Raw genomic sequence first — 14120 nt, 5'->3', positions numbered from 1 at the left:
AACAGGTGTGACTCACTGGTGTTCACGAAAAGCTCTGCGACGGCAAAGCGCAGCCGCAGAGTTTAAAGAGGATCAGAGCACTTTTTGCTCTGCTAAATCAAGGGCAAAATAACTGAAAATCAGGTTGGCACCGGCACGTTTAATGGCACCTAAACTTTCCAGTACCACGTTACGCTCATCAATTGCGCCTGCCTGAGCCGCAAACTTGATCATCGCGTACTCGCCGCTGACCTGGTAAGCCGCCAGCGGCAGCGTAGTGCGTTCGCGAATTTCACGCAGTACGTCGAGATAAGCACCCGCAGGTTTCACCATCAGTGAATCCGCGCCTTCTGCTTCATCCAGCAGCGATTCACGAATCGCTTCCAGACGGTTCATTGGGTTCATCTGGTAGGTCTTACGGTCGCCTTTCAGCGCGGTGCCTGCGGCTTCACGGAACGGGCCGTAATAGGATGAAGCGAACTTGGTGGAGTAAGACATGATGGCGGTGTCGGTAAAGCCTGCCGCATCCAGTGCCTGACGAATCGCTTTCACCTGGCCATCCATTGCCGCCGATGGCGCGATGAAGTCCGCACCGGCCTGCGCAGCCACCACCGCCTGCTTGCCGAGATTAATCAGCGTCTGGTCGTTATCCACACCGTGATCGCACAGCACGCCACAGTGGCCGTGGCTGGTGTACTCGCAGAAACAGGTATCCGACATCACGATCATCTCTGGCACGGTCTCTTTGCAGATGCGTGACATACGCGCGACCAGACCATTCTCCTGCCATGCATCGCTACCGGTGGCATCAGTATGATGAGAAATACCAAACGTCATCACCGAGCGGATACCCGCTTTCGCGATACGTTCAATTTCATACGCGAGACGCTTCTCAGGAATGCGCATCACGCCCGGCATGGCTTCAATCGGTTTGTAATCATCCACACCTTCTTCAACAAAAATCGGCAAGGCCAGATCGTTGAGGCTCAGCGTGGTTTCCTGGAAGAGTTCGCGCATTTGCGCGCTTTTGCGCAGCCTTCTCGGGCGCTGGATCAGGGAAAAGTCAGACATACTCGTTTCTACACAGTATAAAAAAGTGTCAATAGTGTACTCCTTTTACAGAGCAGGTATGAAGGTTTGTGTGCGGTAGAAAAAGCCCCCTCCAGAGGGAGAGGGCGAGAGAGGCAGATTACTCGTTGATATCCGGGTGCTGCTGCACCAGCGTCTTACGTTTGGCTTCGAGGCGGGCAATCTCAACGTCGATATCTTCGATCTTCTGCTCGATGTTATCGTGATGCTCTTGCAGGATCTCACGCGCTTCTTCGATATCCGAAGCCGCAGGCGTTGCACCGCTAAGTGGCTTGTTGGCGGTCTCTTTCATATAGATACCGGTTGCCAGACCAATCACCGCAATCACCATCAGATAGTACGCAGGCATATACAGATTATTGGTGCTCTCAACCAGCCACGCCGCAAGCGTTGGCGTTAAACCTGCCACCAGCACTGAAATGTTAAACGCACTCGCCAGGGCGCTGTAACGAATATGCGTCGGGAACATCGCTGGCAGGGTGGAGGCCATCACGCCGGTGAAGGCGTTGAGGATCACGGCCAGCAGCAGCAGGCCAGCGAAAATCAGCCCCAGCACATTACTGTTGATCAGCATAAAGGCCGGGATGGCGAAAATCAGCAACGCAATACTGCCGATAATCACAAACGGACGGCGGCCAAAACGGTCACTCAGCATGCCCATTACCGGCTGCACAAACAGCATACCAATCATAATCGCAATGATGATCAGTACGCCGTGATCTTCGGAGTAGTGCAGGTTATGCGACAAATAGCTCGGCATATAGGTGAGCAGCATGTAGTAGGTGACGTTGGTGGCGATCACCAGTCCGATACAGGAGAGCAGGCTCTTCCAGTGCTTGCTGGCAATCTCTTTAAACGACACTTTTGGCCCGTCACGCAGGCCCTCGCGGTCACCTTGTTCCAGTTTGTCCACGTGTTGCTGGAAGGCAGGTGTCTCTTCCAGCGCATGGCGCAGATACAGACCCACAATCCCTAACGGCAGTGCCAGGAAGAACGGCAAACGCCAGCCCCATTCCATAAAGCGCTCTTCGCCGATGATGGTGGAGAGCAGTACCACGACACCTGCGCCCATCACGAAGCCAACGATCGAACCAAAGTCGAGCCAGCTACCCATAAAGCCACGTTTACGGTCCGGGGAATATTCGGCGACAAAGATCGAAGCGCCGGTATATTCACCGCCTACCGAGAAGCCCTGGGCCATTTTGGCAAGCAGCAGCAATATCGGTGCCCAGATGCCTATCGAAGCATAAGAGGGGATTAACCCGATACAGAAGGTACTGACGGACATGATGACGATGGTGATGGAGAGGATTTTCTGGCGACCATATTTATCGCCCAACATACCGAAGAACAATCCGCCTAACGGACGAATAAGGAAGGGAACGGAGAAGGTGGCCAGTGCGGCAATCATCTGGATGCCGGGAGAAGCCCCTGGGAAAAACACTTTCCCTAATGCGTAAGCGACAAAGCCATAAACACCAAAGTCAAACCACTCCATCGCGTTCCCCAGCGACGCAGCAGTGATCGCTTTGCGCAACCGCGCATCATCAATGATGGTGACATCACTGAGCCCAATAGGTTTTACACGCTTCCTACGTAGTTTCATATATTTACCCTGTTCTGGAACATGAAAGTCCTCAACGGTGCGAACCGATTCAGTGCCTTCAGACCGCAGCGTTGAGAAAATTAAAGCATAGCGCTGTTAACGAAATTTCCCTGTCTATGCGTCACAATAATTACTATTAAAATTATTGCTTTCCGCCACAGAGTATAGCGTTTTTATGTGATTGTTGTCACATTTCACCCGAAAGCCCCGTTTCTACTGGCTTTTTCCTCTAAAAATTCTGCGGTTTTCGCGGTGAAAAAAAATTTCGCGACGTGCTTTTAAGAGAATCATCATAAACATAAGATTAATTTATGATTTAAAGGGTTTTTCTCCTGTGACTTGCCAGCCGAATCACATTCGGTAATACTCTGCGCCTCGCAGAGGGCGGAGGAATAATGCAAAGAAAAAAGACCGAGCCTTTTACTAATCCCTGGCTGGCGATGATCGACAGTGTAGAAAAAAAATTAATGTATTATGTCGACAAGCACCCGGAGCCTGTTAAAGAGGGGATTCCCCATGCCTGGATTCACTGCGGTGAGCGGGCGGAAAGCATGCTGGCGCGTATGGCGGCGCATCCCGATGAGCTAGTACAGCAGGCGGATAGCTGGTTCAAGGCGGGATGGCTCACTGCGCAGAGCCTGGAACAGATTCGCCGCGTGCAGCGCGTTTGGCAGGAGTTGCAACGCAACCCCACTCGCGGTGCCAGCAGTCCAATGGAAGAGTACCAGCATTTGATGGGGCAACTGATGCCGACGCTGGAGCGCATCCACCAACGGATGGACGCGCGTCATGGGCAGGAAAGAGAGCAGGAGGATGACAGTGTTGAAGTGGCCCTGCGCATCGTGATGAAGCGACGCGAGGGCGGTGACAAACCGGTTTAATCGACTGCGTCGCCTTCAAGCGGCGTTTTTCCCTCAATTTTCAGCCAGTTGCGTAGACGATCGTTATCCATCGGGCGGGCATAAAAGAACCCCTGAATAAACATTACCCCGTGCTGACGCAGATAAAGATACTGCAAAGCACTCTCAACCCCTTCGCCCAGTACCTGCAACTGGATCTTATGGCTTAGCGCGATAATGGCATCCAACACCGGCGTCTCGCCGTTAAGTTGCTCAATGGCATTGATAAAGCCACGATCAATTTTCAGGTAATCCAGTTCGAAAGTTTGCAGATAGCTGAGAGAACAGTGGCCGGTGCCAAAATCATCAATGGCGACTTTAATCCCGCGCTCGCGCAGGGAAGCCAGCTTTGCCGCGACGCCTGGACCATCTTTGATCAGACTATGCTCCGTGAGCTCCAGCGTGATGGTGAGTTTTTTGTCGGCGATGCGGCGTGCGAAGGTCAGCACATCTTTGACGAAATCCGGGTGCTGCAAATGTTCTGCGGCCACGTTAATGGCGAGATGAAAGCCCGGTTCCACTGCCCATTGCTGCACATCTTCAGCAATCAAATGCAGCACATGATGAGTCAGTGGGATGATCATCTTTTCGCTTTCGGCTGCATTAATGAACATATCGGGTCGCACCAGTTCGCCATTGGGCCGACGCCAGCGCATCAGCGCCTCGACGCCAACGCAACGCTGCTTCTCACTGTTGTAGATGGGCTGATAATTCATATGGAACTGCTTCGCCTGAATGGCCCGGCGGATTTCATCACGCCATGAGATGCGCCGCCGCAGCCAGTTGGCGGTTAACAGCATCAGCAGCAGGGAAAAAATCGCCGCCATGGGCATAAAAATAAACATCACCCGCTGCCATGCGTTGCCCAGTTCGCTGCCGGGTGCAACTAACGTGACATCAATCGGATAGCGGGATGAGCTGGCGTGATACGTCATAGAGTGAAACAGTGAGGTACGATTATCAGGGTGGTTGAGGCTAATAACGCTGCCTCCGCTGAATTGCATGCGCATTTGATAACCCTGTGAACTGCCAACCGCACTCATAAAGTCCAGCAAATACTGGCCGTCAATAATCGCCCAAAAACCCTCTCCGTCCGGCAGTTGGCGGACAAAAACAATCGCAGAGCGATCGGGCACGCCCGCTGTACCGGCAATCGACAGGCTCCACCAGGCTTTGCCCGTGACCGGCACGGCGCGGCGGATCATCTGCTGCAAGGTGCCAGGGTTATTGCCGTAAGCGGAGGAACAGTTAACGTTATCGCCACGCAACGTGCCGATAGAGCGAAAATAGGCGTTCAGCGTTCCAGCTAACTGGAGCTGTTTTTCAATTTTGTCGCAGGGCTGGTAGTGATACTGGCGCAGAGAGGTGATCATATTCCATGCGCTGTCACTCATCTTTTCTGCCTGAGAGATCAGGGTGTTGGCTGCGAGAGCCTGTTGGTGCTGGACGCTGTTTTTAGCCTCAATAGCGGTGCTGATAATGCCCAATACCAGTGGCAACAATCCTGCTAAGACGATCAACAGCCAGCCTAAATCACGTTTTTGTTTTAATGGCGGCACCACGGAGTCCTCTGAAGTGAAATGCGTCAGTCAGGTGGTGCAGGGGCTTACGCAGCATAGCATGTTCCTGCGCCACGCCGAGCGTGCTTTTCGCTGATAAATTCAGCGCCCACTGACGGTTTATCGACCCGTGAAGCCGGTTTTTTACTTTTATTTCGTGCGCCGGAGAATTTCAGGAAGGGAGGAGATGCCACACCGCGCCTGAGCGGCGCGGGTGGCGGTCAATCAACGTTGCTGGCGGTGCAATAATCTCTGAGCCAGAGCCATCAGGGTAAGCGTAGCCACCAGCGTGAGGGTGGCCATTGCCATGCCATCACCCACGGAACCTTGCTCGAACTGCCGCCAGATAAACAGTGCCACGGTTTGGCTGCCTGCGGGGGCTAACAGTAAAGACGTCACCAGCTCACGCGAGGCGATAGCAAACACCATCATCATGGCGGCAATCAACGCAGGGGACACCAGCGGTAGCACCACCCAGCGCAGCGCCTGCCAGCGCGATGCGCCGTGCACACGGGCGGCAGATTCCAGTGCAGGCGAAAGCTGACGCAGCGCGCCGCTGACATAGCGCACCGGCCACGGCAGCAGCAGGCAGCAATAGGAAATCAGCAAAATAAATAGCGTGTTATAAGGCGTTACCGGCCAAAACCCGCGATTCCAGACCAAAATCAGGCCCACGCCAATCACCACGCCGGGCATGGCCGCGGGCAGCAGCGCCAGCCCATCCAGCCAGGCGAGGCCGCGACTTTTGCCCTCACTGACGCGCGTTGCCACCAGGAAACCCAGCAGCCCGGTCAGCAGGGCGGCGGCCAGCGCCAACCCGATGCTGGTAGAAAATGCGCCCAACGCCTCGCCCTGCGCACTAAACAGCGCGGAGAAATGACGCAGCGACAGGTTGCTCCACTCAAGGCCGCCGGATAGCGTGTTCAGCAGCCCACTGAGGGTCATGGATGACAGCGGCAGTACCACCGCCAGAAACACCGTCAGCCCAAACAACAGCAACATGGGGTAAACCCAGATGCCCGCCTGAATGCCTTCGTAAGCACTGGGTTTGCCGTTTTGCGTTGTGACTTCCTGCTGACTCAACCGGCGCTGGAGTAGCCAGGCTGCCAGCGCCACCATGCTCAGCAGCAGTGACAGGCTGGCAGCGCCCGGCAGGTCGATGGGCCAGTCGCCCAGCTTCTGCTCAATGCCTACCGTCATCAAGGTCAGATGTGCGCGGGTGCCAAGAGCCGCTGGCACGCCATACTCATCAATGGCCATGGTGAAGGCCAGCAGCAGGCTGCCCGCCAGCGCAGGCAACGTCAGAGGCAGGGTGATATGCCACCAGGCGCGCCACGGGGAAGCGCCATGGACGCGAGCCACGGAAGCCAGCCGTTGCCCATTGCTCAGCAGTGTGCGCGACACGGCGAAGTAGATCACCGGAAAGATATTCAGCGTCATCACCAGCATCATGCCGCTGGCGCTAAAGAGCAGGCCGTCGAAATTAATGCCGGTGAGCTGTTGCACATAGCCGTTGCGTTGCAGCGCCAGCGTCCAGCTTAACGCCGCAATATAGGGCGGCGTCAGGAAAGGCACCACCAACAGCAGGTCCCACAGGGCAGCGCCGGGCAGGCGAAACAGCCCACGCAGGCTACCCAACAGCAGGCCGGGGATCAGGCTACACAGCGCTACCCCGACGCCGATCTTCAGGGTGCCAGTCCACATCGGCACCAGTTCGCTGTCATTTAACAGACGCGGTAGGGCGGAAAACGCCCCACTCCAGCGTCCCTCACTGAGCAGCGGGAAGATCGCCTGCAACACAATAAACAGCAGCGGCAGGGCCACCAGCAGCAGTAACGCCAGCAAAATAGCCAGGTTGAGCCAGGAGCGTGGCATATTACTGACCAAACAGCGTGCGGAAACGTTGTAGCGTGGCGGCGCGTTCACTGCCTTCGCTGGCGCGCTGCGGCAGCAATTTGATTTCGGTGATCAAAGGGCGCTGTGCTTTGATATCCGTGCGCGCTGGCATCAACCAGGCGGCGGCAACCTGCTGCTGACCTTCTGGCGACAACACGTAATCCACAAAGGCTTTGGCATCGGCGGCGTGTTGGCTGTTTTTCAGAATCATCATCGGGCGCGGTACCGCGACGGTGCCATCCTGCGGGAACACGACTTTCACCGACTCACCCTGGGCAATGTTGTTGTAGGTGACGTAATCCACCGCACCAAACACTGCGGCTTTCGCCCCCTGCAACACCGGTGCGACGGCCTGTGCGTTTGGCCCACTGATCACCAGCCCGTTGCTTTTCAGCCGATCAAACAGTTGCCACGCCTGTTCGCCTTCGGCGTTTTGCAGCCCGATGAGCAAATCTGCTGAGGCACCTGACAGCGCCGGATCGGGCATAGTGACGTTGTTTTTAAACGCCGGGCCAGTCAGGTCGCTCCAGCTTTTTGGCTCAGGCGTATTACTTTTGCTGTTCCACACGATGCCCAGTGCGGAGATCCCCTGGGCAACGAAATCGGCACTTTTATAGGCGTCTGGAACCTGGGCCGCATTCGGGCTTTGGTAAGGCAGCAACCAACCGCGCTGGTGCAGATCTTCTGCGGTATCCCATGAGGCGGATATCAGCACATCGGCCTGCGGATTGGCTTGTTCTGCCTCCAGGCGCGCCATGACTTTGCCGGTGGTGGCCTGGAAAATATTTACTTTGATCCCGGTTTGCTTCTCAAAGCCGCTCGCCAGGCTTTTGGCCAGTGCGCCGGGGCCAGCGGTGTAGACCGTGAGGGCGTGGGCTTCTTGCACCATCATGGCACTGGTCATCATCAGGGCGGCAAGCGCGCTGGTTTTAAAACGGTTGTGTGAGGGCATCGGGGTTTCCTGCGTTCTGGGTGATGGAGTGAACCTGGCCCTGCGCCAGGTGGACAATTCGGTCGGCAATGATGTTCGCTTCTTCACGGTCGTGGGTGACGTAAACCGCAGTGGTGCCACTCTGGCGCAGCAGCTGTTTCATGCTGTGGGCCAGCGATTCACGCAGATCCCGGTCGAGGTTGGAGAGCGGCTCATCAAACAGCAGAATGGCAGGTTCGGCGATCAGGGCCCGCGCCAGCGCCACGCGCTGCTGCTGGCCGCCGGAGAGCGCGGAAGGTTTACGTTGGGCAAAACCCTCTAGCCCCACGCGCGTTAGCATCTCTTCCACACGCGAGTGCAGCGTGGCTTTCTCCACGCCGCGCATACGCAGTGGGAAGGCAATATTTTGGGCAACGCTCATGTGTGGCCACAGGGCGTAGTCCTGAAAAACCATACCGAGTTGGCGGCCTTCTGGCGGAGTGCAGAAACGGGCGGAAGCGATGCAGCGATCGTCAAACCAGATCTCGCCGCTTTCTGGCTGGGTCAGGCCCGCCAGCAGTTTTAACAGGGTGCTTTTGCCACAGCCGGAAGGGCCGAGCAGGGCAACGGTTTCACCCGCCGGGAAGGTGAGTGACAGGTTGTGCAATATGCGCTGCTTCCCAACTGACCAGTTGAGATCGCGCACTGCCACCTGAACAGGTGCAGGCTTCATCAGATTGTGATCCTCTTTGGGATTTACTGGCGGCTAGTCTGGCGATGGGATATGACGAAATGATGAAGCAGCGCACCCGCGTGAGTGCAAGCGGCGGCAAAAGCGGTATAGTGATTTTACCGTAATCAAATTCAATCAATCACGAGCGCAATACGTCATGCCCCAACCAGCCACACCAGCAGCGGCTCCCAGCGGTTTTCAGCTCAACCTGGTCATTCTCTCGATTGTGATTTTCAATTTCGCCAGCTATCTCACCATCGGTTTGCCGCTGGCCGTGCTGCCGGGTTTTGTCCATGACAGCCTGGGATATAGCGCCTTTTGGGCCGGTCTGGTGATTAGCCTGCAATATGTTGCCACGCTGATTACTCGCCCTCATGCCGGACGGTATGCCGACCTCTGGGGACCGAAACGCGTGGTGGTGTTTGGCATGGCGGGATGTCTGGTCAGCGGCGTCTTTACCCTGTTAGCGGCTTTTACGCAGCACACGCCAGTGATTAGCCTGGTACTGTTGTGTATTGGGCGGCTCATCCTGGGCACCGGGCAGAGTTTCTGTGGTACCGGCACCTCACTGTGGGGTGTGGCAAAGGTGGGATCGCTGCACATTGGTCGCGTTATTTCGTGGAACGGGATTGTCACCTATGGGGCGATGGCGATTGGTGCGCCACTGGGCGTGGTGATCTATCGCACCGGGGGATTGTTGTGGCTGGCGGCTGTGGTTATTGCGATATGCGTGCTGGGTATTGCGCTGGCGCTGCCGAAGCCCGGTGTTAAAGGCAGTAAAAACAAGCCGCTCCCGTTCCGCGCGGTGTTGGGGAAGGTGTATGGCTACGGCCTGATTCTGGCAATGGGTTCCGCCGGATTTGGCGTGATTGCGACCTTTATTACGCTGTTCTATCAGGCGCGAGGTTGGGAAGGAGCGGCTTTTGCGCTCTCGCTCTTCAGTGCGGCTTTTGTCGGCACGCGGTTGCTGTTCCCGAACGCGATTAATCGTCATGGCGGGCTATTCGTGGCGGCAGTGTGTCTTGCTGTGGAAGCATTAGGGCTGTTTTTCGTCGCGGGTGCCTTTGCTCCCTGGCTGGCTAATTTGGGCGCGTTTCTTACCGGAGCGGGTTTCTCACTGGTGTTCCCGGCAATTGGCGTGGTGGCCGTTAAGCGCGTGCCGCAGCAAAACCAGGGCAGCGCACTGGCAACCTATACGGCGTTTATGGACCTTTCCCTTGGCATCACTGGCCCGCTGGCGGGTTTGATCATGAGCCTGGTGGGCTTTTCGTTTGTTTATCTGCTGACCGGATTATTGGTGTGCCTGGCGCTCTACTGCACGCTGCGCCTGCGGCGACGTGAGCCGGAAACCCCCAGCGAAGTCCATCAGGGGTAAGTGGCCGCGAATCATGTGTTGAAACTGGGCAAGCATATCGTCAGTTGTATCCGCTCGGCACCGCGGGTTTTCATACGCTAGCCGCGTCAGGCAGAACCAAGGCGCTACCGGGTGGCAGGGAATAAGGCAGGGTTGATTGACGAGAAGAGAAGAAAAAAGCGGCCTCCGACCGAGGCCAAAAAATGTGTCCGCAGACACAGATAAGGATCTGTAGTGCGGAGCCAGCAAACCGACTCCGCGCGATACTAGCCTTGCAGCAAGGCGATACTGTGGCGAATTTGTTGTTCTATCTCCTTTTCATCCCAGCTGCTCAGCACAGAAGAGAAAGGTTCAAAGGCGTAGATGCCCTTATAGCCTCGTTTCTCCAGTGCCTGTACCTGCTGCACACTTTTCAGCAGGTCTTCTTCGGTTAACATAATGCGTTCTTCGTCGGTCAGCGCTGCGGTAGGGCGTGGATCTTCCACCCCGGACAGGTGTACCAGACCAATGTCCGGCGTAATGTCCGCGTTGGCCTGCTCCTGCTCTGCATTTTCATACAGATGGTGATGGAAGGTATCCAGCACCAGTTGGAACGGCAGACTGGCTTCGCGGATCAGATTGCGTGCTTCAACCGCCGAACGCAGCGAACTGACAGGGAAGCCCAGCGGCTCGACCAGACCTTTCACGCCATATTTTTCAAACAACGGTGCCAGGGTTTTCAGCGCTGCCAGCGTCGTTTGTGCATCAATGCGGGTGCCGTCGTTCAGCGGGCACATCACCAGTGCCTGTGCACCAATACTTTTCGCCTCTTGCAGCAGTGCTTCAGCACGGGCCAGCAGGTCATCGCTGATCTGGTTGAACGGATAGAGCGCATTGATGGTAATAATTTCAATGTTGTACTTTTCCGTCAGCGCACGAAGCTGTTCCGGGGTCAAATCATCGGTGACTTTTCCACTCGGCATATCGTTACGCAACTCCACTTTGTGCAGGCCGAGACGCGTGACCAACTGGAAGAAGGCTTCAATAGACAGATTCGGTGCGATTTTACGGTTAATGCAAAAACGGGTTGGATCGATAGCCATGGAAACGGCTCCTGTAGGTAAGGTAAGCAAGTACAAGTCAGTAAGAAGCGAAACAAAAAATCAGCCCTAAAGAAAACATTTATTTCATTTTAAGTGAATTATGAAATGTAGATTATTAGATCTCCCTCGCAATAATTTCATTTTCCGTTTCTGGCTCTGGTAAAAAACGTGGCGATATGACGCGGTAAAACTCCTTTCTGCGCGGGGCGATAGCGGTTATAGCGCTAATCACGGCGGGCGGTGTAGACGTTTCAGTTTTGTAATGCACCTGTGAAGAAAAATGCGATCCAGGCCTCTAAAATTGAATCTTTCAAAAAGATTTATTTGAAAAATTTATTCCACTGTAATAGGTTCATACCACGCTTTTCGGTTTTGCCTGGTCAGGCAGCGTGATCTTAAGCACGGCAGCTCTGCAGGGAACTCATCACATTCAAAGAGGCAACAACATGACTATCGTAGGAAACTTTATTGGCGGTCAAACGACCTTCAGCGCCAGCAACGAAACCATCCCTGTGTACGATCCTGCCACTGGTAAAGTGGTACGTGAGCTGACGCAAAGCACTGCTGATGAAGTCGCCCATGCGATTGAAGTCGCTCATGCCGCTTTCCCGGCCTGGTCTCGTACTTCACCGTTGCGTCGTGCTCGCGTGTTGTTCAACTTCAAAGCGCTGATGGAACAGCACCGTGATGAGCTGGCCGCACTGATTGTTTCTGAACACGGTAAAGTGTGGTCGGATGCGTTGGGCGAGCTGACGCGTGGTATTGAAGTGATTGAATTTGCTTGCGGTATTCCACACCTGATCAAAGGCGAATACTCCGCTAACGTCGGTACTGGCGTTGACAGCTACTCGCTGATGCAGCCGGTTGGCGTGGTTGCGGGTATCACACCATTTAACTTCCCGGCGATGGTGCCACTGTGGATGTTCCCAATCGCACTGGCGTGCGGTAACACCTTCGTCCTGAAGCCACCAGCCCTGGACCCATCAGCCGCAGTACGCATGGCGGAACTGCTGACCGAAGCAGGCCTGCCAGATGGCGTATTCAACGTGGTACACAGCTCTAACGAAGATGCTGAGCAGCTGTACAAAGACCCACGTATTGCCGCAGTTAGCTTCGTTGGTTCTTCCGGCGTTGCGGAACACATCTATACCACCGCCAGCGCACACGGCAAACGCGTGCAGGCGTTTGGTGCCGCGAAAAACCACGCTATCGTCATGCCAGATGCGGATCTGGATGCCACCGTAAACGCCATCATGGGCGGTGCATTTGGTTCAGCGGGTGAACGCTGCATGGCGCTGCCGGTTGTGGTTGCTGTGGGCGATGAAACCGCAGACAAACTGATCAGCCGCCTGACGCCGCTGGTGAAAGCCCTGCGCGTTGGCCCTGGCCACAAGCAGGGTGCAGAAGAGAATGAAATGGGGCCGGTGGTATCTGCTGCGCACCAGAAGAAAGTGCTGGGCTACATCGACAAAGGTGAGCAGGAAGGCGCGACCCTGATTGTTGATGGTCGTAACTATCAGGTGCCGGGCCACGCAGAAGGTTACTACGTTGGCGGCACGCTGTTCGACAACGTGACCACGGATATGACCATCTGGCGTGAAGAGATCTTTGGACCGGTGCTGAGCATTGTGCGTGCACCAGACTACCAGAGCGCCCTGAAACTGGTTAACAGCCATGAATTTGGCAACGGCAGCGCTATCTTCACCAGCAACGGCAACACCGCTCGCGACTTCGTGCAGGAAGTTGAAGCGGGCATGGTTGGCGTAAACGTGCCAGTACCGGTGCCAATGGCCTTCCACAGCTTTGGTGGCTGGAAGCGTTCCGTGTTCGGTGCCCTGAACGTGCATGGTCCAGACGGCGTGCGTTTCTACACCCGCATGAAGACCGCCACTGCGCGCTGGCCGAGCGGTCAGCAGACGGTGTCTGAGTTCAGTATGCCAACGCTGGGCTAATCTTATCCGGCCAGGCTTTGATTGGGCTGCAGTGGGCGAAATGCCGCTGCAGCCCATCTGCTATTAATTCCCTGCGCGTTGCGACCCTACGGCCGTAACGCGAAGTATGACGGAGGATCAGGATGTCTTTACTCGCAAAAGCACAGAAGCCGGACAGCAACGGGCGTATTCAACACGTTACGCCGGAGAACGCAGGCTGGCGTTACGTTGGTTTTGATGCCTATCTGCTGAAAAAAGGCGATACGCTGCGTTTGAATAGCGGAGATAAAGAGCTGTGTCTGGTACTGGTTGCCGGGCTGGCCTCAGTAAAAACGCGTAACGCTGAATTCCCGAACATCGGCAGACGTATGTCGCCGTTCGAGCGCATCCCTCCTTATTCTGTCTATGTCCCACACAACGATGAGGTTGAAGTGGTGGCAGAGAGCGATTTGGAACTGGCGGTGTGTAATGCGCCGAGCCAGGGCAACCTGCCTGCGCGTCTGATTGCGCCGGGCGATGTCGGCGTCGAACAGCGCGGCAAAGGGCACAATAAGCGTCTGGTCCATAACATCCTGCCGGATGACAAACCGGCTGACAGCCTGCTGGTGGTGGAAGTCTATACCAACGAAGGCGATACCAGCTCTTACCCGAGCCACAAGCACGACGAAGAAGACAGCGAAAACGAAACCTACCTCGAAGAGACTTACTATCATCGCTTCGACCCGGAACCGGGTTTTGCCTTGCAGCGCGTCTACACCGATGACCGCTCGCTGGATGAAGCCATGGCCCCGTATAACCGCGATGTGGTAACCGTGCCGCGCGGCTATCACCCGGTGGCAACCATCGCAGGCTACAACAACTACTACCTGAACGTGATGGCAGGGCCGGTGCGTCTGTGGAAATTTACCTGGGAGAAAGATCACGCCTGGGTGAACAGCGACCAGTATCCGCGCGACTGAGTTTTAAGGGGCTGGCGACTGTGCTGGCCCCGTTATTTATCTTTTTATCCGCCCTTTTTTTCCTGTCTGTTCCCCCGCACAATCCCCTTAATCATCAGCAAGTCTGTTGCTTTCGCGATGCAT

Annotated in this window: 11 protein-coding genes; 4 read left to right on the top strand and 7 right to left on the bottom strand. The window is 55.6% G+C overall.

From position 1 onward, the window contains the following. Positions 1 to 72: 72 nt before the first annotated feature. Positions 73 to 1050, bottom strand: a complete 978-nt coding sequence (gene hemB, locus B880_RS0123105; RefSeq protein WP_026042863.1) for a porphobilinogen synthase — start codon at positions 1048 to 1050, stop codon at positions 73 to 75. 118 nt (positions 1051 to 1168) lie between these two features. After that, positions 1169 to 2674: a glycine betaine/L-proline transporter ProP gene (proP, locus tag B880_RS0123100; protein WP_017349829.1), complete on the bottom strand. Its 1506-nt coding sequence runs from the start codon at positions 2672 to 2674 to the stop codon at positions 1169 to 1171. A gap of 395 nt (positions 2675 to 3069) precedes the next feature. Between proP and B880_RS0123095 the strand changes: the two genes are divergently transcribed. After that, positions 3070 to 3555 (top strand): hypothetical protein, encoded by a 486-nt coding sequence (locus tag B880_RS0123095; RefSeq protein ID WP_017349828.1) that lies wholly within the window; start codon positions 3070 to 3072, stop codon positions 3553 to 3555. Here B880_RS0123095 and B880_RS0123090 read toward each other — a convergent pair. The 4 genes from B880_RS0123090 to B880_RS0123075 all read right to left on the bottom strand — a co-directional run bounded on the left by B880_RS0123090 (position 3552) and on the right by B880_RS0123075 (position 8671). Then, on the bottom strand, positions 3552 to 5132 hold the full coding sequence (locus B880_RS0123090) for an EAL domain-containing protein (RefSeq protein ID WP_026042862.1): 1581 nt from the start codon (positions 5130 to 5132) through the stop codon (positions 3552 to 3554). The genes B880_RS0123095 and B880_RS0123090 overlap by 4 nt on opposite strands. A 225-nt stretch (positions 5133 to 5357) precedes the next feature. Further along, positions 5358 to 7007, bottom strand: a complete 1650-nt coding sequence (locus B880_RS0123085; protein ID WP_026042861.1) for an ABC transporter permease — start codon at positions 7005 to 7007, stop codon at positions 5358 to 5360. Between the two features lies 1 nt (position 7008). After that, positions 7009 to 7980 carry an ABC transporter substrate-binding protein gene (locus B880_RS0123080; protein ID WP_017349825.1) on the bottom strand — a complete coding sequence of 324 codons (972 nt, stop codon included), beginning with the start codon at positions 7978 to 7980 and terminating at the stop codon, positions 7009 to 7011. After that, positions 7958 to 8671: an ABC transporter ATP-binding protein gene (locus B880_RS0123075; RefSeq protein WP_017349824.1), complete on the bottom strand. Its 714-nt coding sequence runs from the start codon at positions 8669 to 8671 to the stop codon at positions 7958 to 7960. Before B880_RS0123075 ends, B880_RS0123080 begins: the two co-directional genes overlap by 23 nt. Before the next feature lie 157 nt (positions 8672 to 8828). Here B880_RS0123075 and B880_RS0123070 point away from each other — a divergent pair, with 157 nt between their 5' ends. Then, positions 8829 to 10046 (top strand): MFS transporter, encoded by a 1218-nt coding sequence (locus tag B880_RS0123070; protein ID WP_017349823.1) that lies wholly within the window; start codon positions 8829 to 8831, stop codon positions 10044 to 10046. Positions 10047 to 10291: 245 nt separating this feature from the next. Here B880_RS0123070 and B880_RS0123065 read toward each other — a convergent pair whose 3' ends face one another. Then, positions 10292 to 11107 (bottom strand): TIM barrel protein, encoded by an 816-nt coding sequence (locus B880_RS0123065; RefSeq protein ID WP_017349822.1) that lies wholly within the window; start codon positions 11105 to 11107, stop codon positions 10292 to 10294. Positions 11108 to 11553: 446 nt separating this feature from the next. Between B880_RS0123065 and B880_RS0123060 the strand changes: the two genes are divergently transcribed. Both B880_RS0123060 and iolB read left to right on the top strand, forming a co-directional pair. Next, a complete protein-coding gene (locus B880_RS0123060) occupies positions 11554 to 13059 on the top strand; it encodes a CoA-acylating methylmalonate-semialdehyde dehydrogenase (protein ID WP_017349821.1) in 1506 nt (501 codons plus the stop codon). Between the two features lie 122 nt (positions 13060 to 13181). Next, positions 13182 to 13997, top strand: a complete 816-nt coding sequence (iolB, locus tag B880_RS0123055; RefSeq protein WP_017349820.1) for a 5-deoxy-glucuronate isomerase — start codon at positions 13182 to 13184, stop codon at positions 13995 to 13997. Positions 13998 to 14120 lie beyond the last annotated feature (123 nt).

It is taken from the genome of Pantoea sp. A4 (assembly GCF_000295955.2).
Taxonomy (GTDB): Bacteria; Pseudomonadota; Gammaproteobacteria; order Enterobacterales; family Enterobacteriaceae; genus Pantoea; species Pantoea multigeneris.
Note: the sequence above shows the minus strand (reverse complement) of the source record. Positions and strands in the feature narration are given on the sequence as shown.